Genomic DNA, 22,763 nt, shown 5'->3' on the forward strand with positions numbered 1-22,763 from the left:
AACGCGACGTTGATGAGGAACCCAGAACATGTCCCGATGGGGAGCGAACCCGGGCAAGAGCACGGGCTTCAAGGCCGCTGCCGTATCGGCCGTCTCGGCATTGGCCGTCACCGGTGCCATCATCTACCCGGGATTCAAGACCGCCGACGTGGACCTTAATGACGGTGGCGTCTGGGTGGTCAACAAGACGCTGAACAAGGTCGGGCATCTCAACTACCAGTCCAGGGTGCTCGACGGTGGCATCCTGACCCCATTGCCGAACTACGACCTCGAGCAGAATGCCGACAAGGTCTTCGTCCGCAATCTCGAACAGGGCGCGTTGACAACGATCGACCCGGCCATGGTCCAGTTCGCAGACGACAACGCATTGCCCGCCAACTCCTCCTTCTCGTATGGGACCGATGTGGTCTCTGTGGCCGATGCCGAGCACGGCATCGTCTACGCCACCGGCACCCAGGAGCTGGGCAGTTTTGCTTCCCAGGACACCCCGCCGCTGATCGATGCCCAGGGCAAGGTCCTCACCGCCGTCGGCGATGACGACCGGGTATGGGCCGTGGACATCGATGCGCAGAAGTTCATCAGGTGGAGCAGGCAGCCCGACGGTACGTTCTCCCAGGAGTCGGAGAACCACGTCGACGCCATCCCCAGCGGTGCCAAGCTCCAGCTCACCGTCGTCGGCGACACCGCGGTCCTCTTCGATGGAGGGGCAGGCACGGTGACCACGTCGGACGGCACGACGTCCGCCGTCGTCGATCCCACGGGTGGAAAGCTGCAGGCCGCCGGCCCGGATGCAGACCACGTGGCGATCGCGCTGGGCAACAAGTTGGCAAATGTGCCCTTGGACGGCGGCGAGGTCCATTATGTTGCGTTGAAGACCGGGGGCACCCCGATCCAGCCAGTCCGCGTCGGTCAGTGCACCTATGCAGCGTGGCAGGGCAGTGCCGAGTACTTGCGGGATTGCGACGACGATGGACAGGACGTCGCCGAGAAGGTCCCGGAGATGCCGAGCACCGCCGAGCTGAAGTTCCGGGTCAACCGTGACGTTGTCGTCCTCAACGACGTCACCTCCGGCCAGGTGTGGCTGGTCAACGAGGGCATGCAGATCGTCAGCAACTGGAGCGACCTGGAACCGCCGAAGGGCAAGGGCGAGGCGAAGAAGGAGGACTCCAAGGAGATCACCGACGCCATCGAATTGCCCAACCGGACCAAGGACAACAAGAAGCCCATCACCAAGCCCGATGACTTCGGCGTCCGCGCCGGACGCACCACCGCGTTACCGGTCTTGTTCAACGACGTCGATCCCGACGGTGACCTCTTGACCGCGTCGCTGGAGGGCAAGCAGCCCTCGGTGGGTACCTTGCAGCAGATCCATGACGGCACGGGCTTCCAGCTCGTCGTGCCCGAGGATGCCTCGGGGCGGACCTCCTTCACCTATGAGGCGAACGACGGTCGTGGGGGCCGAGTGACCGGCACCGCCAACGTCCGCGTGGTACCGGAGGGCGAAAACCACAAACCCACCCAGGAACGCGTGACCACGCTGCGGGTCCAACAAGGTGAATCCGTCACCCAGGACATCCTCAGTGACTGGAAGGATCCGGACGGCGATGACCTGCAACTGCTCGGTGGTTCCAGCGAGGACAAGGACATCGTCCGCGTCCGCCCAGACGGTGCCCTGACGTTCCAGGACAATGGCAAGAAGGTCGGCCGCAAGGAGATCACCGTGCAGGTCTCCGACGGTCTGGAGGGCGCCCAGGGCCGCATTGTGGTGGAGGTGTTGGCCAAGTCGGCGACCCCGCCGGTCACGGCGACCGACCATGTCACCGCGAATGTCGGGCAGGAAGTAACCTTTTCTCCGCTGGAGAACGACAACGATCCGACCGGCACGGAACTGCGGCTGGCCAATGTCGAATCGGTGAACGGCTTGGAGCTGCAGAGCAATTCCGATACCGGGACCGTTACGATCCGCGGCCAGCGGACCGGGACGTTCTACGCGAAGTACGTGGCCACCAATGGGCCGGCCAGCGCCCCCGGCCTGATCCGCATCGACGTCAAGGACCCGGAGCAGAACTCCGGCAATCCGGTCGCCGTTCGCGACGTCGCCCTGCTGCCTGCAGGCCAGGACGTGCTCGTCAACGTGCTGGGCAACGACTCGGATCCAGCGGGAGGTGTCCTGGTCCTGACCGGTGCCGAAGTGCCCGAGGACGCCCCGTTCACGGTCTCCGTGGAGCGCAACAGCTTCGTTCGGGTCACCGACGTGCGCGGGCTGACCGAACCCACCAAGGTCAAGTACACGGTCTCGAACGGCAACGGCGCGTCCACCGGTGAGATCAACGTGATCCCGGTTCCGGCACCACCGAAGCTGGATCCGCCCCGTCCGAACCCGGATGACGTCGTGGTGCGGGCCGGGGATGTGGCCACCGTTGATGTGCTGGAGAACGACGTCCACCCCAACGGGGCTGAGTTGACCCTGCGACCCGGACTGAAGGAAGCGGACAAGCTGGGCGACGGATCACTGATCAGCGTCGCTGACGACACCGTACGCTTCAGGGCCGGGGAATTCGATGGCAAGCCGCATACCGTCTCCGCCGTCTACACCGTGGCGGGTCCCGATGGGCAGGAGGCCAACGCCCGGGTCAACTTCCACGTCAAGCCAGTGGATCTGGACTCGAACTCGCCACCAACCCCGGAGCAGATCACCGGTCGTGTCTTTGCCGGTGGCACGACGGCCATCCAGGTTCCGTTGGGTGGCATCGACCCGGACGGGGACTCCGTCACACTCGTGCAGCTGGGCAGTGCCCCGAAGCTTGGCTCGGCCAAGGTCAAGGGTTCATCGATCGAATACACCGCCAGCAAGACCGCCTCCGGTACCGACGTCTTCTCGTACGTCGTCGAGGACAGGCTGGGCGCCCGGGCAACCGGAACGGTCATGGTGGGCGTCGCACCGCTGTCCTCGGAGAACAACCCGCCGGTGGCCGTCAACGATTCCATAACCGTTCGCCCGGATCGGCCGGTCTCCGTGGACGTCATGTCCAACGACACCGACCCCGATGGCGACCGCACCACGCTCGTCGATGATCTCCGTGCCTCCGATGGGGTCGACACGAAGGTCGTCAACGGCCGCGTCCAGGTGACCTCGCCGAAGGAAAAAGGCTCCCTGTCGATCCGCTATAACATCGGCGACGGTCGTGGTGGAACCGCCAGCGCGACGCTGACGGTCCAGGCCGACCCAGAGGCCAAGCTGCTGGCTCCCATCGCCCGCGATGACCGGGCTTCCCTGCAGGAAACCGTGGGCAAGGACGAGGTCACCATCCCCCTTCTGGAGAACGACGAGGACCCCGACGGGCGCGTCGATGACCTACGCATTTCGCTGCCGGACGAACCCAGAACGGCCACCGTCACCGGCGACAACCAGCTCAAGGTCAAGGTGGGCGACAAGTCCCAGGTCATCGCCTACACCATCACCGACCAGGACGACTTGAAGTCCACTGCCTTCGCACTGGTCCCCGGGGTCGGCGGGGCCCGCCCGGTCCTGCGTAGCGACAAGGCCCAGGAGATCATGGCGGGGGAGACCCTGAACCTCGAGCTCGGCGAACTGGTCCAAGTCCGGGACGGGCACAAGCCACGTTTGACCGACGAGAACAAGGTGTCCTCGGTCCCGGATAACGACGGCGCACTGGTCAAGTCGGCGACGGAACTGTCCTTCAAGGCCGACAAGGAATACTCCGGGCCGGCCTCGGTGACCGTCGAGGTCACCGACGGCTCCGGTCCCGATGACCGGGACGGGCTGACCAGCGTGCTCTCGATCCCGATCAAGGTGCTCCCGCGTCCGGAGGACAACAAGCCCCCGACGATCCAGTCGAACTCGTTGGATGTTGCACAGGGCGAGGATCCCGCGCGCCTGGATCTGAACCAGATTGCCAGCGATCCGGATCCCGGTGACGCCGGAAAGCTCAAGTTCTCCATTGGCGGGCAGAACATCGACGGCGTGGGCGTCAAGCTGGTCGATGGCCACATCCTCACCGCCACCGCCGACGCGAACACTCCCAAGGGAACCAAGGGCACGGTCAAGGTGTCCGTCACGGACGGGGAAAACGACCCCGTCTCGGCGAACATCGCGATCAATGTGCTCGCTTCTACGCGCGAAAAGCCCGTCGCCAACGACGACACCGTCGATGACGCCCGTCAGGGCCGTCCCGAGGTCGTCGATGTCCTCGCCAATGACCACAACCCGTATCCGGATCAAGGACCACTGAAGATCATCGGCGTTACCGGGCAGCAGGGGGACGGCGGCGCCGAGATCCGCGGCGACCAGTTGGCGATCACCCCGGCGAAGGATTTCGTTGGGAGCATGACCGTCCAGTACACGATCGGGGACGTGACCGAGGACCCGGCTCGGCAGGCGACTGGCAACGTCACCCTCAACGTCAAGGGCAAGCCCGACGCTCCCGGACTGCCCCTAGTGGAGTCCACTGGTGATGGAAAGGCAGTGATCAGCTGGGATGCGCCGTCGAACAACGGCTCACCCATCGAGTCCTACACCGTCTCCGGCGACGGGGTGAAGCAGCCCTGCCAGACGACCACCTGCACGATCAACGGCCTGAAGAACGACCACGTCTACAGCTTCACGGTCACCGCTACGAACACCGTCGGTGAATCCGATCCATCCGCTGCGTCGGCCGATGTCCGACCGGACGTCGAACCGGAACAGCCGGGAGCGCCCACCGCGAAATCAGGAGATGAACAGGCCACCGTAACGTGGAATACTCCCGTCAGCCGCGGTTCCGCGGTGACCGGGTACACGCTGGAAATCTCGCCGGCACCGGCGACCGGGGTCAGCCAGGTCACGGGCATCTCCGGGACCAGCCATACGTGGAAGGGCCTGAAGAACGGGGTCGCCTACCAATTCAGGGTCCAAGCCGTGAACAAGGCAGACAAGCCGTCGCAGTGGAGCACCTACTCAGCCTCGGTGGTCCCTGCCGGTAAGCCTTTCAAGCCGACGGCACCCGTCGCCGTGCGCTCCCAGTCCAACGTCAACGGCGGCGTCGTCAATGTGGACTGGAATGAACCAAACAACAATGGTGCGCCAATCCAGGGATACACGTTGAAGGTGCATCAAGGCGGGTCAGTGGTGCGGACCCTGTCCTCCGGTGAGACGCAACAGACGGTGACCGGGCTGAAAACGACAGGTTCGTACAGCTTCTCCGTGTTGGCGAAGAACAAGGTGGGCTCCTCACCCGAGAGCGGTCCTTCGACCGCGGTCACGCCGTATGGGCGGCCCCAGGCGATCGGCAAGCCGACGGCGACGGCGACGGGGGCCAACAACAAGGTCAAGCTCTCGTTCAAGAAGCCCGGTGCCAATGGTTCGGCGATCACCGGGTACCAGTATTCGACAGACGGCGGGTCCTGGACATCGATCGACGGGCCCGGATCGGTGATCACCACCAACAAAAACGGTGCTTCCCATTCCTGGCGGGTTCGTGCGCTGAATGCCGCCGGGGCTGGTGACCCGAGCCGCGCGTCCAGTTCGACCAGCTCGTATGGTCCTTTGCGCGATGGTGGCCGCCGGTCGGCCTCACCCGGTGACCAGTCGATCAGTTTCGCGTGGAATGCCGATGCGGGTGACTACGCCAACGGCCGCAAGGTCACCCTCAAGGCCTCCATCAGCGGAAACTCAACGCCCAACGATGGAAGTGAAAAGGTTTCGGTCGAGTGGGAAACCAAACGGACGTTGACGATCACGGCCACGGACTCCGAGGGCCAGAGGCTGTCGCGATCGATCAGTGAGACGTCGAATCCGAAGCCGCCGCCACCACCCAACCCGCGGGCCAAGATCCTCGCCGGCGATCCGAAACCCGGGTGCGGCAACCAATGCACGCGCGTGATGGTCGAGTTGAAGGGGTTCACCAGGAAGTACGAGGGAACGTGGACCGCCACCTGCTACGGCGATGGCGGACGAAAACGAATCAGTGATTTCTCCACCCCGGTCACCGTTGATGAGGATGGGGCGGAGAGCAAGCAACTGAACTGCGAAAATCCCAAGAACGCGAACCTTCCCCTGAGCGTGAAGTTGACCATGGGAGGCCTCACGGTCTGGTCCAACGAGGACTGGACCTGGCCCTACGCCGACTGAGGTCGCAGAGTTGGGGCCCATCCAGTGAGGTGCTGGCTGTGTGTAACCGGTGTGTTCGCTGGTGTGAAACCGGGCGGATGGGGAGTTCTCCCCATGTCGCCGATTTCATCCATCCATTAGAATCGGCGGTGGCCGGTTCTGCGTCCCGTTGGGGGGCACGGATGAACGCGACATTGATGAGGAAACCACAACATGTCCCGATGGGGAGCGAACCCGGGCAAGAGCACGGGCTTCAAGGCGGCCGCCGTTTCGGTCGTCTCCGCTCTCGCGATTACCGGGGCCGTCATCTACCCGGGGTTCAAGACCGCCGATGTTGATCTGAACGACGGTGGCGTGTGGGTCGTGAACAAGACCCTGAACAAGGTCGGCCACCTCAACTACCAGTCCAAGGTGCTCGACGGCGGTGTCCTGACGCCGCTGCCGAACTACGACCTCGAGCAGAATGCCGACAAGGTCTTCGTCCGCAACAAGGAACAAGGCGCCCTGACGACGATCGACCCGGCCATGGTCCAGTTCGCCGATGACAACGCGCTGCCCGCCAACTCCTCCTTCTCCTATGGGACCGACGTGGTATCGGTGGCTGACGCCGAGCACGGCATCGTCTACGCCACCGCCACCGAGGACCTCGGCAGCTTCGCCTCGCAGGACACCCCGCCGCTGATCGACGTGCAGGGAAAGGTCCTCACCGCGGTCGGCGATGACGACCGGGTGTGGGCCGTGGACGTCGATGCCCAGCAATTCATCAGTTGGATCCGCCAAGCCGATGGAACCTTCACCGAGGAGTCGAAGAAACAGGTCGACGGCATCGCCAGCGGTGCCAAGCTCCAGCTGACCGTGGTCGGGGACACCGCGATCCTCTTCGACGAGGCCTCCGGTTCCGTAATGACCTCCGACGGCAAGAAATCCACAGTGGTGGACCCGAACGGTGGCCAGCTGCAGGCCCCCGGTCCGGATGCCGACCACGTGGCGATCGCGCTCGGCAACAAGCTGGCCAACGCTCCCCTCCGAGGCGGCGAAGCAGAATACCTCACCCTGAAATCCAGCGGAACCCCGATCCAACCGGTCCGCGTCGGCGAGTGCACCTACGCGGCATGGCAGGGCAGTGCCGAGTACCTGCGCGATTGCGAGGACGACGGCCAAGACGTCGCCCAAAAAGTCCCGGAGATGCCGAGCACCGCCGAGCTGAAGTTCCGGGTCAACCGAGATGTTGTCGTCCTCAACGACGTCACGTCCGGCCAGGTGTGGTTGGTCAACGAGGGCATGCAGATCGTTAGCAACTGGAGCGACCTGGAACCGCCCAAGGGCAAGGGGGAGGCGAAGAAGGAGGACTCCAAGGAGATCACCGACGCCATCGAACTGCCCAACCGGACGAAGGACAACAAGAAGCCCATTACCAAGCCCGATGACTTCGGCGTCCGCGCCGGACGAACCACCGCTCTACCGGTGCTGTTCAACGATGTGGATCCCGACGGGGACCTGTTGACCGCGTCGCTGGAAGGCAAGCAGCCCTCCGTCGGCACCCTGCAGCAGATCCACGACGGGACCGGGTTCCAGATGGTCGTCCCCGAGGACGCCTCGGGGCGGACCTCGTTCACCTACAAGGCCAACGACGGTCGTGGCGGCGAAGCAACCGGGACCGCCAACGTCCGGGTGGTACCGGAGGGCGAAAACCACAAGCCCACCCAGGAACGCGTCACGACGCTGCGCGTGCAGCAGGGCGAGTCCGTCACGCAGGACGTGTTGAGCGACTGGAAGGATCCGGACGGCGATGACTTGCAGCTGCTCGGCGGGTCGAGCGAGGACAAGGACATCGTGCGCGTGCGCCCCGACGGCGCGCTCACGTTCCAGGACAATGGCAAGAAGGTCGGCCGCAAGGAGATCACCGTGCAGGTCTCCGACGGTCTGGAGGGCGCCCAGGGCCGCATCGTGGTGGAGGTGTTGGCCAAGTCGGCGACCCCGCCGGTCACGGCCACCGACCACGTGACCGCCAATGTGGGGGACGAAGTGACCTTTTCTCCGCTGGAGAACGACACCGATCCCTCCGGCACCGAACTGCGGTTGGCCAACGTCGAGTCGGTGAACGGGCTGGACCTGAAGGGCAACTCCGACACGGGGACCATCACCATCCGCGGCCAGCGGACCGGGACGTTCTACGCGAAGTACGTCGCCACCAACGGCCCGGCCAGTGCCCCCGGACTAGTGCGCATCGACATCAAGGATCCCGAGCAGAATTCGGGCAACCCGGTTGCCGTGCGTGACGTCGCGCTGCTGCCGGCCGGCCAGGATGTCCTGGTCAACGTGCTGGGCAACGACACCGATCCGGCGGGTGGGGTTCTGGTGCTCACCGGCGCCGAAGTGCCCGAGGATGCCCCGTTCACGGTGTCCGTGGAACGCAACAGCTTCGTGCGTGTCACCGATGTGCGTGGGCTGACCGAACCCACCAAGGTCAAGTACACGGTCTCGAACGGCAATGGAGTTTCCACCGGTGAGATCAACGTGATCCCGGTTCCGGCACCACCGAAGCTCGACCCTCCGCGGCCGAACACGGATGACGTCGTGGTGCGTGCCGGGGATGTGGCCACCGTTGATGTGCTGGAGAACGACGTCCACCCCAATGGTGCCGAGCTCACCCTGCGACCAGGCTTGAAGGAAACCGACGACCTCGGCGACGGCTCGCTGATCAGCGTGGCCGATGACACCGTGCGGTTCCGGGCCGGGGAATTCGATGGCAAGCCCCACACCGTCTCCGCCGTTTACACCGTGGCGGGTCCCGACGGGCAGGAGGCCAACGCCCGCGTGAACTTCCACGTCAAGCCAGTGGACGTGGCGGACAACGCACCGCCGGCACCCGAGCAGATCACCGGACGTGTGTTCGCCGGCGGCACTACGGCCATCCAGGTCCCACTGGGCGGCATCGACCCGGACGGCGACTCCGTCAGCCTCGTGCAGCTCGGCAGTGCACCGAAGCTTGGCTCGGCCAAGGTCAAGGGATCCTCGATCGAATACACCGCCAGCAAGACCGCCAGTGGTACTGACGTCTTCTCGTACGTCGTCGAGGACCGTTTGGGCGCCCGCGCCACTGGAACGGTCATGGTGGGCGTCGCACCGCTGTCCTCGGAGAACAACCCGCCGGTGGCCGTCAATGATTCCATCACGGTCCGACCGGACCGTCCAGTGTCCGTGGATGTGATGGACAATGACTCCGATCCGGATGGGGACAGGACCACCCTGGTCGATGACCTGCGTACCTCCGATGGGGTCGACGCGAAGGTCGTCAACGGGCGCATTCAGGTGACCTCGCCCAAATCGAAGGGCTCCCTGTCGATCCGCTACAACATCAGCGACGGTCGTGGTGGAACCGCCAGCGCGACGCTGACGGTCCAGGCCGATCCGGAGGCCAAGTTGTTGGCTCCGATCGCCCGCGATGACCGGGCTTCCCTGCAGGAGACCGTGGGCAAGGACGAAGTCACGCTGCCCATCCTGGAGAACGACGAGGACCCGGACGGTCGGACCGACGACTTGAAGATCACCTTGCCCGATCGACCGGGTGCCGCCACCGTCACCGGCGACAACCAGCTCAAGGTCAAGGTGGGCGACAAGTCCCAGGTCATCGCCTACACCATCACCGATCAGGATGACTTGAAGTCCACGGCGTTCGCGCTGGTTCCCGGGGCTGGAGGCGCCCGACCGGTGCTGCGCAGCGATAAGGCGCAGGAGATTATGGCGGGGGAGACTCTCAAGCTCAACCTCGGCGAACTGGTCCAGGTCCGCGATGGCCATAAGCCGCGACTGACCGACGAGAACAAGGTGTCCTCGGTCCCGGATAACGACGGCGCACTGGTCAAGTCGGCGACGGAACTGACTTTCAAAGCCGACAAGAAGTACTCCGGGCCGGCCTCGGTGACCGTCGAGGTCACCGACGGCTCCGGTCCCGATGACCGGGACGGGCTGACCAGCGTGCTCTCGATCCCGATCAAGGTGCTCCCGCGTCCGGAGGACAACAAGCCACCGACCATCCAGTCCAATTCGTTGGACGTGGCCCAGGGAGAGGATCCAGCACGCCTGGATCTGAACCAGATCGCCAGCGACCCGGACAAGGACGACGCGGGCAAGCTCAAATTTTCCATCGGTGCGCAGAACATCGAGGGGGTCAAGGTCGGACTCACCGACGGACACATCCTCACCGCGGAAGCCGACGCCAAGACGCCCAAGGGCACCAAGGGATCCGTCAAGGTGTCCGTCACCGACGGGAACAACGACCCGGTCTCGGCCAACATCGCCGTCAATGTGCTGGCCTCTACCCGTGAGCTGCCCGTGGCGGTGGACGATACCGTTGCGAACGCACATCAGGGTCGAACCGAAGTTGTGGATGTGCTGGCCAACGACCACAACCCGTATGCGGATCAGGGGCCGCTGAAGATCGTGGGCGTCACCGGGCAACAAGGCGATGGTGGGGCGGAAATTCGTGGTGATCAGCTCGCCATCACGCCAGGTGAAAAATTCGTGGGGACGATGACCGTGCAGTACGAGGTGGGTGACGTGACCGAGGACCCCGATCGGCAGGTCACCGGTTCGGTTACTCTGAACGTGAAGGGCAAGCCGGACGCCCCCGGCCTACCGCTGGTGGAGTCGACGAGTGACTCCATGGCCGTGATCAGTTGGGATGCGCCGTCGAACAATGGTGCGCCGATCGAGTCGTACACGGTCTCCGGCGACGGGGTACAGCAGACCTGCCAGACGACCACCTGCACCATCACGGGCCTGGAGAATGACCACGTCTACAACTTCACCGTCACTGCCACGAACGCTGTCGGCGAATCAGCAGCCTCGGCGGCCTCTGCTGATGCGCGACCGGACGTCGAACCGGAACAGCCGGGACCTCCGTCTGCCACGTCCGGTGATGAGCAGCTCACGGTGAAGTGGAACAAACCGGCGAGCCGTGGCTCGGCAGTCACCGGGTACACGTTGGAAATTTCACCGGCGCCGGCGACCGGTGTCAGCCAGGTCACCGGCATCTCCGGGACCAGTCACACCTGGAAGGGACTGTCGAATGGCGTTGCCTACCAATTCCGGGTCCAAGCCGTGAACAAGGCGGACAAGCCGTCGCAGTGGAGTACGTATTCCGCCTCGGCGATCCCCGCTGGAAAACCCTTCCAGCCTTCGGCGCCTGCCGCCACACGTGCCCAATCAGCGGTTAATGGCGGCGTGGCCAATGTGGACTGGAATGCCCCCGGCGACAATGGGGCACCCCTGCAGGGCTACACATTGAAGGTCCACGAGGGTGGCTCCACCGTCCGGTCGATAGCGGTTTCGGCGGGGGACACGAATCAGACGGTGACCGGGTTGAAAACCACCAGTTCCTACAGTTTCTCGGTACTGGCGAAGAATAAGGTGGGCACTTCACCCGAGAGCGGTCGGTCGACCGCGGTCACCCCCTACGGCCGACCCAAGACGATCGGGAAACCGGCGGCGACGGCGACAGGTGCAAACAACAAGGTCAAGCTGGCGTTCTCTAAGCCCGGCGCGAACGGCTCGGCCATCACCGGGTACCAATACTCAACCGATGGTGGGGCCTGGCAGCCGATCTCCGGTCCGGGCGCAGTCATCGGCACCAACGCAAACGGCGATTCACACTCGTGGCGGGTTCGAGCACTTAACGCCGCCGGCGCCGGCGACCCCAGCCCGGCTTCAAATTCGAACAGCTCATACGGTCCCCTTCGAGATGGTGGGGGACGCTCGGCATCCCACACCACGACATCCATCACCTTTAATTGGAATGGAAGCGTCGGAGCCTATGAAAATGGGCGCCAGACAACGCTCCGCGCATCTATCAATGGCGGAGTAGGAAGCGTCAGCGCGACCAAGGGTAGCTTCAAGGTCACCGGTCTCGACGAGAACAATCAGCAATCCCGGACTTTGACGATAACGGCCAAGGACTCTGCCGGTCAGACTAAAAGCTGGACGATCTCGGAGACGTCCAACGCCAAGCCCAAACCGAATCCCTCGGTGACCCTCCACTCGGATGAACGGATGTATGAGCCCACATGCGACATCAACTGCTACCGGCTGGCCGTGAAGCTTAGCGACTTCACGGGAGACTACGCCGGAACGTGGGAAGCGCGATGCTACGAAAATGGCAAGAGGGACAAGTTCAGTTCATATGTGCCGACGGTTAGTTCGGACAAGTCAGGGGAACAAGCCCTGACGTGCTGGCATGGGGCCGGATACAAGATGCCGATCTCCGTCAAACTCACAAAGGGCGACATGACCATATGGTCGAATGAAGTCACACAATGGCCCAACTAGACCACGGGCCCACGCGCCTCTACGACAGCCCACCACGAACCAAGGAACACACACCATGACGACGACCATGACCAACGACCAGGCCGAATGGTTTGCCGGTACGTTTGAAAAGCTGGTGGCCAACGTGGGCCAGGCCGTCCTGGGTAAGCAGGACGTGATCAAGCTGATCCTCACGGCCATGCTGGCGGAGGGGCACGTGCTGCTCGAGGACGCGCCGGGCACCGGAAAAACCATGCTGGCCCGCTCGCTCTCGGCCACGGTGCAGGGATCGAACTCCCGCATCCAGTTCACCCCCGACCTGCTGCCCTCCGACGTCACGGGCATCACGATCTACGACCAGAAGACCCAGCTCTTCGAGTTCCACCAGGGCCCGATCTTCGCGAACATCGTGCTGGCCGACGAGATCAACCGCGCCTCGCCAAAAACCCAGTCTGCACTGCTGGAGGTCATGGAGGAGTCGCGGGTCAGCGTCGACGGCAAGACCTACACGCAGGACCGCCCGTTCATGGTCATCGCCACCCAGAACCCCATCGAGCAGGCCGGCACCTACCGGCTGCCCGAAGCGCAGCTGGACCGGTTCCTCATCAAGACCTCCATCGGATATCCGGACCGCGATTCAACGGTGAGGCTGCTCTCCGGCGCCTCGACCCGGGACCGGTCGCTGGCCCTGAAGCCGATCATCACCACCGGCGCCATCGCGGATATGGCCGATCTGGCCACGTCCACCCACGTGGACGATTCGGTACTGCACTACATCGCCGAACTCACCGAACAAACCCGCGAGGCCCCGGAAACCCGCCTGGGCGTTTCGGTCCGCGGTGCCCTGGCCATGGTCCGCGCCGCCAAGGTGTGGGCGGCCTCCGAGGGACGCAACTTCGTGCTGCCCGACGACGTGAAGGAACTGGCCCCGTACGTCTGGACCCACCGCTTCGTGATGGACCCGGAGGCGGAGTTCTCCGGCGCCACGGCCGACTCCGTGCTGGCCCGCGTCCTGGTCGAGACCGCAGCCCCCCAGCAGCGCTCCGGCGCCCACGCCTAGGCCCGGCCGGAAGGTATCCACCCCAGCATGAGCACCCCCACGCAGGACTCCGGACGGAGGTCCGCCCGTAGCCGGCAGCGATCCGGGCGGCGCACCGGCGGATCCTTGGGCACCTTGGCCGCCGCCTGGTTCACGCGTCGGACCGGGCCCCGTCCCGGCTCCACGAACCAACGTTCGCGTCTGCACCCGACGTCGTTGTCGGCCGAAATCGTCAAGCTCATCCGGCTCGAGGTCCAGCCCGCCTGGCAACGGGTCTCCGGCTGGACCGCCACCCGGCTTGAGCCGGCCACCGAAGTGGTCAGCCCGCTCGGGTGGCTGCTGGCCGCCGTCGTGCTCGTCCTGGCGGTGCTCGGCGGGATCTTCGGCTGGCAGGAGGCGAAGATCGCGGCACTGCTCGGCGCCCTGCTGCTGTTGCTGGCCATCGCCTTCATCCTGGGCCGCTCGGTGTACCGGGTGACGCTGGATTTGAACCGCACCCGGGTGGCCGTCGGCGACCGGGCCGTGGGCGGCATGGAGGTGGCGAACGCCTCGCCGAAGGCGCTGTTGCCGGTCTCCATGGAGCTACCGGTCGGTGCATCCACCGCGTTCTTCCGGATCCCGCGTCTGGCCCCGGAGGCCTCGCACGACGAACTCTTCACCATTCCCACCCACCGCCGCGCGGTCATCCAGGTCGGCCCGGTGCGCTCCATCCGGCAGGACCCCTTCGGGCTGCTGCGCCGGCAGGTGAAGTGGACCGACGCGCAGGACCTGTTCGTCCACCCGCGCACGACCGCCCTGGGCGGCACCAGCTCCGGCTTCATCCGCGACCTGGAGGGCCAGCCCACCCGCGACCTGTCCTCCTCCGACGTCTCCTTCCATGCCCTGCGCGACTATGTCCCGGGCGATGATCGACGGCACATCCACTGGAAGACCACAGCCCGCACCGGCGAGCTGATGGTCCGCCAATTCGAGGAGACCCGCCGCTCCCACCTGGCCATCGCCCTGTCATCCAACACGGGGGAGTACTCCTCGGAGGACGACTTCGAACTCGCCGTCTCCGCCGCCGCATCCATCGGCCTGCAGGCCGTGCGCGAACAGCGCAACCTCTCGGTCCTGACCCAGGGCGGGCCGGTGCGCACCGAAACCGGACGCAACCTGCTCGATGACCTCACCCGCGTCGAGGGCAAGGCCCGGCGCAGCGACCTGGTGGACCTCTCGCGCATCACCGCCGACACGGTGCCCAACGCCTCGGTCTTCTTCCTCGTTACCGGCCCGGTCGCCACGCCGTCCGAGCTGCGCCGGGCCAGCACCCACGTCCCCGTCGGGGTCCGTGCCTTCGCCGTGCGCTGCGGGACCGGCCTGGCCCCGGCCCGGGCCACCATCGGGGACCTGACGGTCGTCACCATCGGAGACCTGGCCGAACTCCCGCTCATCCTGCACCAGGTGGCCTCGTGAACAACCTTCTCCAGAACCTGCGCCCCCACCTGCCCACCGCCCGTCGGGCCATCGACGCGGCCGTCCTGCTCGTCTGCCTCAGCCTCGGCGTGCTCGGCCTGCACGCAGCGTTCGGCGGCAACTCCCGCTACCTGTTTGCCGGCATCGGCGGTGCGGTCCTGGGTCTGGCCCTGGCCCACTGCATCGTGCGCTACCGGCTGGGCTTCCTGCCCGCGGCGGGGATCGGCATCGGCATCTACCTGCTGCTGGGCACCGTCCTGGCCACGCCGGCGGAGGCCTTCTCCGGGTTCCTGCCCACCCTCGAATCGCTGCGGACCCTGCTCGCCGGCGTCGTGCTGTCCTGGAAGGACGTCCTCACGGTCGCCCCGCCCGTCGGCATCCGCGCCGGCATGCTGGTGGTGCCGTTCCTCAGCGCCTACGCCACGGCACTGGTCGCCGGGCTGCTGGCCTGGCGGCTGCGTTCGCCCTTCTGGAGCGCGATCCCGGTGATGGTGATGTTCATCGTGGGCATCGTCTTCGGCACGCGGGAGGTCCCGCTGCCGTTGCTGCGCGGCCTGGTGTTGGTCATGGCGCTGGTCTGCTGGCTGGCCTGGCGGCGCCAGGTCGACCGGGCCGTCGGCCCCGAAATGCAGTCACTGCACGACGGCGGCACCTCCCCGCTCGCGCGGGCGGGGCTGCTGCGCCGGGTCGGGATGGGGGCCATCGTGCTGCTGGTGGCCGGTGGGCTCACCGCCATCGCGGCGCCCGCGCTGCAGGTTGGCGAACAGCGACAGGTGCTGCGCGACGCCGTCGTGCCCCCGATCGACCTCTACGACTATCCGAGCCCGCTGATGCGCTTCCGCACCTATGTCAAGGACCAGACGGAGGAGCCGTTGCTCTCGGTCTCCGGGCTGCCGGAGGGCCAACGCATCCGGCTGGCCGCGCTGGACACCTATGACGGGCTGGTCTACAACGTGGATCCGCGCTCGGGCGGGAACTTCACCCCCGTCGGCGACGCGTCGAACGTCAACGCCTCGGCGGCGGATGACCCGCGGCGTGCCCGCGGCACGCTGGACATCACCATCGAGGGCTATGACGGCGTCTGGGTCCCCGGTGGCGGGAAGCTGCTGGGCCTGGACGTGGCGGGGGACCGGAGCAGCGAGCTATCCCGCTCGTTGTTCTACAACGACGACGCCGAGACGGCGTTGGCGACCACGGGGCTGCACCGGGGCGACTCCTATACCGCGAACGTCGAGTTCCCCGTGCAGATCGACCGCAAGAAGCTGCAGGCCTTCGGCCTCTCCGACGTGACGATGCCCCGGCTGTCCAACGTCCCGCAGGTCGTCTCCGGCAAGGCCGCCGAGATGGCCGGTGACGGGGACACCGGCGTCGAGCGGGCCGCGGCAATGGAGGGCATCCTGCATGAGACCGGCTACTTCTCCAACGGCAAGGAGAACGAGGTGCCCAGCCTGTCGGGGCATGGTGCCGCCCGCATCGCCGCCCTGTTGGACGCCGACGCGATGATCGGCGACGACGAGCAGTACGCCGTGGCCATGGCGTTGATGGCCCGCGACCAGGGCATGCCCGCCCGCGTGGTGATGGGGTTCTACCCCGAGAAGTACAACCCGGCGGGCACCGTGCAGCTCACGGGCGCCGACGTCCACGCCTGGGTGGAAATCGCCTTCGAGAACGTCGGCTGGGTGGCCTTCACCCCGACCCCGGACAAGGACAAGGAACCAACACCCCCGCAACAGGAACCGCAGTCCGTGCCGCAACCGCAGGTGTTGCAACCGCCGCCCCCGCCGCAGGACGACGCGAAACTTCCCCCCGAGACCGCCCCGGATCCGCAGGACGCCGATGAAACGGACGACGGCTTCTGGGCCTTCTGGGGTCCGATCCTGACGGTCGTCGGCTACATCGCGATCCCCGTGGCGATCCTGCTGCTGCCGCTGCTCCTGGTCGCGTTGCTGAAGCTGCGCCGCCGCGCGCGCCGACGCCAGCGGGGACGGACCGGCGACCGGGTCAGCGGGGGTTGGGACGAGGTCATCGCCCTGGCCACCGATCTGGGATCGAGGCCCGAGCCCAAGGGCACGCGCCGGGAGAATGCCAAGGCGCTGGCGGGGGACTTCCCCGACACTGCCCGAACCAGTGTCCTGCTGGCCCACCGGGCCGACTCCGCGGTCTTCGGCCACGAGGAACCGAGCGAGGCACAGGTCACCGATTACTGGCACCATGTGGACGGGCACCTTGCGGGGATGAGTTCATCGGTAGGATTCTGGGGGCGCATGCGCGGAAAGTACTCGCCGCGTTCCCTGGTCCTGGACGCCCGTACCCGGATCAGCGCCCGGCGGGCGCACCGCGGGGACCGGCGGGCGGCAGTCCGTAGAGTAGAGACACACAAGGAAAAGGAGTAGCCGGTGGCCCAGAACCTGAACCTGGTCAACGCCGTGGCCGCGAAGCGACTGGCGGCCGGCCTGCTGGACATCGTGCCGGTGCTGCTCGCCTGGATGGTTTTCTACGGAACCAACCTCGCCACGCTGCAATCGAGCTCCTACCTGTCCTCGTCGGACCTGATCTCGGAGATGGCTACCTCATCCATGATCGTCTCGGTCTTCGTGCTCGCCTACGCCGTGGCCCTCTGGGGCTGGGAGGCCAACACCGGCAAGACGCCGGGCAACCTGGCCCTTGGCCTGCGCACCTGCGACGAGGACGGCTTCGCCCCCGGCTGGGGGAAGGTCTTCATCCGCCGGCTGCTGGTGGCCCTGGCGGGCATCATCCCCCTTGCGGGCCCCATCGTCATGCTGCTCTCCAACCTCTGGGATGCAAACCACCAGCGCCAGGGCTGGCACGACAAGGCGGCCCGCACCCTGGTGGTCGACGTGAACCAGGGGCGCAATCCGATCACCACCGGCGGGTTGTTCGGCCCCTCGGCCTTCGCCCCGGGAGGCATGACCGCACCCGGGCAGCCCGGCCACCCCGGTTACCTGGCCTCCGAGCACCAGTGGCCGGCCCTGAGCCCCGAGCTGGCCAACGGCCCCATCACCGGAGTGCCGGGGAAGGCACCGGCTCAGGCCAGCCAACCCGTGCCGGCGGCCCCCGCCGCCCCGGCGGCACCGCAGCCTGCCGATGCCGGCGCCGTGTCGGCGTCGTCCGCCTCACCGGTACTGGACCACGACGCTGCCCAGGCCGAGGAGGAAGCCGGACACACGCAATTGCGCACCGCCACGAGTGCGCCCGTGGCCAGCGGTGCACGCCTGCGCTTCGACGACGGCCAGGTCATGGCCCTGGCAACGACCGCACTGGTGGGGCGCAACCCCTCCGCCCGGGACGACGAGGAGGTCGGCGAGCTCTTCAACTACGCCGACATCGGCCGTTCGGTGTCCAAGACGCATCTGCACCTGGCCGCCGACAGCTCGGGGGTCTGGGTGACCGACCGCAATTCCACCAACGGCTCGGGGATCGCCGCCAAAAACGGGACCCGGCGCGAGCTGGTTCCCGGGCAATCCCAGCATGCCGAGCACGGCGAAACCGTGTACTTCGGCGACCGCTACTTCACGGTCGGTCCCGCATGAGCGGCGCCGAGCCGCTCCCCGCCGGCGACCAGATCTCGCTGGACTACGGGTTCGCCACGGACCGCGGGCTGCGCCGGCCGTTGAACGAGGACGCGCTGCTGGCCGAACGGCATCTCTTTGCCGTGGCCGACGGCATGGGCGGCCACGAGGCGGGGGAGGTCGCCAGCAGCATCTGCGTGGCCACCTTCGCCCGCGGACAGGAGGCGGCCGGCGAATGGCTGAATCCGGACGACCTGCAGGAATTCATGGTCTCCGCCGACCAGGCCATCCGCGACGCGGCCGGTTCGCGGGCCGGCACCACCGTTTCCGGGGCCGCACTGGTCAGACAGGGCGGGGCGCCCTATTGGCTGGTGTTCAACGTCGGGGACTCACGGACCTACCTGCTCTCGGAGGACAAGTTCCGGCAGGTCACCGTGGACCACTCCGAGGTCCAGGAGATGGTCGACAACGGCGAGATCACCGCCGAGCAGGCGCTGACCCATCCGCGCCGCAACGTCATCACCCGGGCGTTGGGCACCGGGGAGGACAGCGACGCGGACTTCTGGATGCTCCCGGCACGCCCGGGGGACCGGCTGCTGATCTGCTCTGACGGGCTGACCAACGAGGTCTCCGACGCATCGATCCGCGACGTGATCATGTCCCGGACCCCTCCGCAGATCGCGGTCGATGACCTGCTGCAGGCGGCCTTGCGCTCGGGAGGCCGGGACAACATCACCCTGATCATCGTCGACGTCAAGCTCGAGCACGACGACGACGAGTTCTCCGATACCGCCCCCCGCGAACAGATCGAGGACGGCATGACCAAACCACGCCTGGAGGGGAGCGCGGAATGACGGCACGGATCACCTATCTGCCGGGGCCCTGGCTGGCCCTGGTGCGCCACGGCCACTTGGTCCTGCTGCCCGATTCGACCGACCCGGGGCACGTCGACGGCCTCTGGGCCGCACTCGACGGATCCACGGGGGTCGAAAAGCTGCTGTCCGCGGTCCTGTCCGCACGGGGGCTGGCCCTGACGGGAATGGATCCATTCGGGATTGTCAGCCTCGAGCCCGACGTGCACACCATCCTGCGCGGACCGGTCTCGTTGGCCGCGGAGGGCCGCGAACTGAGCACCCACGTCAACGGCCACGGCGTCACCACCTGGATGGAACGGCGCATCCCGCGCCAGGAGAGCCTCGACATCGCGTTGGACGATGTACTGCGCCAGCACGACGGCGGTGACCAGCACTGGTTGCCGATCACCGAGGGCATCATCCGCTTCGGCCGCCTGCACGTCGACCTGCCGGAGGAAGCCCCCGGGGAGATCGAACCGCTGTCGGCGCCGCAGCCCATCATCCCGCCGGCCGACCTGGAACATGCCGAGCCCGCAACCGTCTCCCCAGCCGTGGCAGCACCGGCCGCAGTGGACGATGAACCGCGGTCCGTCGAACAGAAGTCCGTGAAAGAGACGGAATGGGAGCCCGATTCCGGCACTAACGCGGATATGGAGTCTCAGCCGGAGCCCGAGCCGGAAGCCGCCAAGGAACCCCAAACCGAGCCGGAACCCGAGCCCCAGCCTTCCGCACCCGAGCCGGAACCCGAACCGGAACCCGAGCTGGAGCACGACCCCCTCTCCGCCGAAGACGCGGACGATGCGAACACCATCATGTCCAGTTCCACCCTCGAGGGCGCTCCGGAGGCCCCCGCCAGCGCGGAGGAGCCGGTCTCCGATGACACCATCGCGGGACCGCATTCTGAGGACGAGGAACTTCCCGACCCGGAAGTACTCATCGACGCCGTGCCCTGGCTGGCCGCCGCCCGGGCCCAGGCGCGGGCCGACGAAGCCGAAGCGGGTGGCACAGCCCCGGGCGTCGAACCCGCCGCGCCGGACCAGGACCTCGACGACCTGCCGACCATCAGTTCCGCCCCGCACGCCGCCGCACCGCAGCCAGCCGGGGGCGTCGACGGGGAAACCCACCCCGGTGACCACGACGGCGATACGGTGATGCGCGGTGACCTGCCCACGCAGGTGCTGCCCGTGGCCCCCGCCGCCGGCGGAGGACAGCCGGACCCGGCGACCGGACCGCAGGTTTTGGGACGGCTCTGCCCCGCCGGACATGCCAACCCTCCGACGTCCTCCACCTGCGCCCGGTGCGGCGAGCCACTGAGCGAGGATCCCCGCGAGGTGCCGCGCCCGACGCTGGGCCGCATGGTGATCTCCGATGGGGAGGCCATCGAGCTGGACCGTCCCGCAGTCGTCGGACGCCAGCCCTCGGTCAGGCGCTCCGCGAGCGGCTCGATGCCGCGCGTCGTGCAGGTCAAGAGCCCCAGCGGTGACATTTCCCGGTCGCACCTCGAGGTCCAGCTCGAGGGCTGGCACGTCATGCTGGTCGACCTGAAGGCCACCAACGGGACCATGCTCGTGCGCGCCGGAATGCCGCCGCGCCGGCTGGGTCAAGGCGAGAAGGTGATGCTGCTCGACGGCGACATCGCCGACCTCGGCGACGGGGTCTCGCTGCGGTTCGAGGGCCTTCTGTGAGCGGTAAGCGTCCGCCGGCACCACCGCCGGCGATCGAGGGCTACGACTACCTGAACCTGCTGGGTTCCGGCGGCTTCTCGGACGTCTACCTGTACCAGCAGGACCGGCCCCGCCGGAAGGTCGCCGTCAAGGTCCTGCTGTCGGACCTGAAGACCGAAAGCGCCCGCAAGCGGTTCGAGTCCGAGGCCGACCTGATGGCCCAGCTGTCCTCGCACCCCTACATCGTGACAATCTTCGAGGCGGACATCACCGCCGAGGGCCACTCGTACCTGGCCATGGAGTACTGCTCCCGGCCCAGCCTGGACGTGCGCTACCGCCGCGCGCGCCTCGGTGTCGACGAGGTCCTCTCCGTGGGCATCCAGGTGGCCTCTGCCGTGGAGACGGCACACCGTGCCGGAATCGTGCACCGCGACATCAAACCCGCGAACATCCTGGTCACCGACTACAACCGTCCCGCGCTGACGGATTTCGGCATCTCCGGAACCACCGATGCGCTCGATGACGAGGCAGGGCTCTCGATCCCGTGGTCCCCGCCCGAGGCCTTCGGGGGAGGATCGCCCAGCGGGGTGCGCATGGATGTCTGGTCGCTCGGCGCGACGATCTACACGCTGCTGGCCGGCCGCTCTCCCTTTGTCCGCGCCGGGGCGGACAACTCCCAACGCGAACTCATCTCGCGCATCTCCTCCGCGCCGCTCGCACCGCTGAACCGCCCCGACGTGCCCGCCGCCTTGGAACAGACGCTGGCCACCAGCATGGCCAAGAACCCGTCGGCCCGCTTCGAATCGGCCCGCGACCTGGCCCTGGCCTTGCAGCGGGTGCAGTCCGAGCTCGGCCTGTCGGTGACCGCCTTCGAGGTGATGGAGGACCCGGCCCCCCGCGAGGACCCGCGGGAGGGGAACGACGGCGAGGCCACGCGGGTGCGCCAGGTCGTCTCGATCGATCCGGAAGCCAGCACCGGTTCCGGCAAACCATCAGCTTCCTGGGCGGGGCCGGAAGCGGACCCCACCGTGCTGCGGCCGGCACGACAAAGCCATTCCGCCGCCGCGGATCCCGATGGCGCCGCGGAGGCAGCGGCCCCCACCTCATCCGGGACGACCGGCACGGATGACGCCACGATCATGCGTGGACGGTTGCCGGACGGTTCACTGGCCGGCTCGCGGCAACGCCAGCCGGACGGGCGTGGCGACGGGTCCCGCCAAGGATCGAGTCGTTCCGGGACGCCGACCTTCGCCCCCGGGGAGGAACCCGGCGCCCCCGGGTGGGTGCCGCAGGTGCCACCGGGCACGCCGTCCCCGGAGCCCACCGGGCAACGGTTCCCCACCGGACTGGTTGCAGGCATCGGTGCCGTGCTGGCAATCATCATCGCCGGGATCTTCGTGGTCGCCGCCCTGAACCGGGGAGTCGACGCCGACCAGGTGTCCTCGGGTGCCCCACCGAGCCAAGGTCCCGCCGACCCGTTGCTCGGCAACGAAGGCGTGATCCCGCAGGTGAAAGGCTTCGCGTCGAAGGCCACCGGAGGCCAGGTCACATTCACGTGGAAGAATCCGGATCCGCGCACCGGTGATACCTACTACTGGGCTCCGGTCACGGCCACCGACCAGGGCGAAAACCGCAAGGTCGAGAAGCCCGCCGCCACGACGGAGCTCGTGAAAGGTGCCCCCACGTGCATCCAGGTGGTGCTGGTGCGGGAAAATGGGAAAGCATCCGATGCCAGCAGGTATTGCGCCAAGAGATAGTCTGGGTGGTGGATAATCCGTTGGGGGACGACCGAACGACGCAGGGGGC

The 22,763-nt window shown here is 66.7% G+C and carries 9 protein-coding genes; all 9 read left to right on the forward strand.

Features of this window, described 5'->3' with window-relative positions; translation table 11 throughout:
- The first annotated feature begins 28 nt into the window (after positions 1 to 28).
- The 9 genes from AC1MEQ_RS15990 (at position 29) to AC1MEQ_RS16030 (ending at position 22,714) form a co-directional block, all read left to right on the forward strand.
- Positions 29 to 6,130, forward strand: a complete 6,102-nt coding sequence (locus AC1MEQ_RS15990; protein ID WP_479792097.1) for an Ig-like domain-containing protein — start codon at positions 29 to 31, stop codon at positions 6,128 to 6,130.
- A 192-nt stretch (positions 6,131 to 6,322) separates the two neighbouring features.
- The gene (locus AC1MEQ_RS15995) at positions 6,323 to 12,436 is read left to right on the forward strand and encodes an Ig-like domain-containing protein (RefSeq protein ID WP_479792098.1); all 6,114 of its coding nucleotides are present in this window, start codon (positions 6,323 to 6,325) and stop codon (positions 12,434 to 12,436) included.
- 55 nt (positions 12,437 to 12,491) lie between these two features.
- Positions 12,492 to 13,475, forward strand: coding sequence for an AAA family ATPase (locus AC1MEQ_RS16000; RefSeq protein ID WP_479792100.1), 984 nt, complete (start codon positions 12,492 to 12,494; stop codon positions 13,473 to 13,475).
- 27 nt (positions 13,476 to 13,502) lie between these two features.
- A complete protein-coding gene (locus AC1MEQ_RS16005) occupies positions 13,503 to 14,909 on the forward strand; it encodes a DUF58 domain-containing protein (RefSeq protein WP_479792101.1) in 1,407 nt (468 codons plus the stop codon).
- On the forward strand, positions 14,906 to 17,302 hold the full coding sequence (locus tag AC1MEQ_RS16010) for a transglutaminase TgpA family protein (RefSeq protein WP_479792103.1): 2,397 nt from the start codon (positions 14,906 to 14,908) through the stop codon (positions 17,300 to 17,302). Before AC1MEQ_RS16005 ends, AC1MEQ_RS16010 begins: the two co-directional genes overlap by 4 nt.
- Before the next feature lie 3 nt (positions 17,303 to 17,305).
- The gene (locus AC1MEQ_RS16015; protein ID WP_479792105.1) at positions 17,306 to 18,460 is read left to right on the forward strand and encodes an RDD family protein; all 1,155 of its coding nucleotides are present in this window, start codon (positions 17,306 to 17,308) and stop codon (positions 18,458 to 18,460) included.
- Complete coding sequence (locus AC1MEQ_RS16020) at positions 18,457 to 19,293, forward strand: PP2C family protein-serine/threonine phosphatase (protein ID WP_479792108.1); 837 nt, start codon at positions 18,457 to 18,459, stop codon at positions 19,291 to 19,293. Before AC1MEQ_RS16015 ends, AC1MEQ_RS16020 begins: the two co-directional genes overlap by 4 nt.
- Positions 19,290 to 20,978, forward strand: coding sequence for an FHA domain-containing protein (locus AC1MEQ_RS16025; protein ID WP_479792110.1), 1,689 nt, complete (start codon positions 19,290 to 19,292; stop codon positions 20,976 to 20,978). Before AC1MEQ_RS16020 ends, AC1MEQ_RS16025 begins: the two co-directional genes overlap by 4 nt.
- Positions 20,975 to 22,714: a serine/threonine-protein kinase gene (locus AC1MEQ_RS16030; protein WP_479792112.1), complete on the forward strand. Its 1,740-nt coding sequence runs from the start codon at positions 20,975 to 20,977 to the stop codon at positions 22,712 to 22,714. Before AC1MEQ_RS16025 ends, AC1MEQ_RS16030 begins: the two co-directional genes overlap by 4 nt.
- Positions 22,715 to 22,763 lie beyond the last annotated feature (49 nt).

The sequence above is a fragment of the Arthrobacter sp. ASL1 genome, assembly GCF_056680475.1.

What these genes read in the sequence shown, in the direction of transcription:
- AC1MEQ_RS15990 (WP_479792097.1), top strand. Translation starts at nt 29, where the DNA reads ATGTCCCGATGGGGAGCGAACCCGGGCAAGAGCACGGGCTTCAAGGCC.
- AC1MEQ_RS15995 (WP_479792098.1), top strand. Translation starts at nt 6,323, where the DNA reads ATGTCCCGATGGGGAGCGAACCCGGGCAAGAGCACGGGCTTCAAGGCG.
- AC1MEQ_RS16000 (WP_479792100.1), top strand. Translation starts at nt 12,492, where the DNA reads ATGACGACGACCATGACCAACGACCAGGCCGAATGGTTTGCCGGTACG.
- AC1MEQ_RS16005 (WP_479792101.1), top strand. Translation starts at nt 13,503, where the DNA reads ATGAGCACCCCCACGCAGGACTCCGGACGGAGGTCCGCCCGTAGCCGG.
- AC1MEQ_RS16020 (WP_479792108.1), top strand. Translation starts at nt 18,457, where the DNA reads ATGAGCGGCGCCGAGCCGCTCCCCGCCGGCGACCAGATCTCGCTGGAC.
- AC1MEQ_RS16025 (WP_479792110.1), top strand. Translation starts at nt 19,290, where the DNA reads ATGACGGCACGGATCACCTATCTGCCGGGGCCCTGGCTGGCCCTGGTG.